Annotated in this window: 1 protein-coding gene; it reads right to left on the bottom strand. The window is 55.8% G+C overall.

What is annotated here, in order from left to right; all coding sequences use genetic code 11:
• Positions 1-64 precede the first annotated feature (64 nt).
• On the bottom strand, positions 65-622 hold a 558-nt coding region (locus tag K1V27_RS22575; protein ID WP_258932539.1), incomplete at its 5' end, for a Mu transposase C-terminal domain-containing protein.

The following is a 622-nucleotide window of genomic DNA, read 5'->3' as shown; positions in this document are numbered from 1 at the left end:
TCCACGGGAGGGCGTTCCTGGAAGGGATGGCTGTTCATTTTGAAATGATCGAGGAACATGGTGGTTACTCCTTTTGCTGTAGGATTTGTTTGAGCTCACCGACGAGGTGGGGGAACGACTTGTTAGGCACTCGGGCAAAGGCCTGCGTGAGCACGGATTCTGTGAGCTGAACGTTTTGATTGTAGAGTTTTTTGAGCGTTTCGAGCTCCTGTGCCGTGAAGGCGGAGATGCCCACTTCTTTTCCGAGCAGCCGGGCAAAGGCTTTGACAAAGGCATGAAACGGCCACGGCCGCACGGAGACGACCTTGCGGTAATCGATGCCGCGAGTGTTTGCGGCGAGCTGCTCCCGGTGCTCGCGAACGAGGAGATCGATGAGGTTATGCTTGGGTTTTCCCCGAGCTTGTGCGGGAAGGGGCGGTTGCTCGGCCTCGCGGTGATGGAGCACGCCCGATCCCTGGTATTCGCCTTTCAGGGAAAAGATCTTCACGCTATCTGAAGACGAGAAGGGATCGTAGTGGACCCAGACCTTGTCTCCCCTTAAAGCTGGATCGACCCGGTAGAGCCGCTTATCGAGGCTAATGTCGGAAAAATCCTTGTGGACGACCCGAGTGACCTTTCTAAG

The organism is Desulfoferrobacter suflitae, from assembly GCF_022603395.1.
Classification (GTDB): domain Bacteria; phylum Desulfobacterota; class Syntrophobacteria; order Syntrophobacterales; family Syntrophobacteraceae; genus Desulfoferrobacter; species Desulfoferrobacter suflitae.
This window is presented reverse-complemented; position numbering and strand designations above follow the sequence as displayed.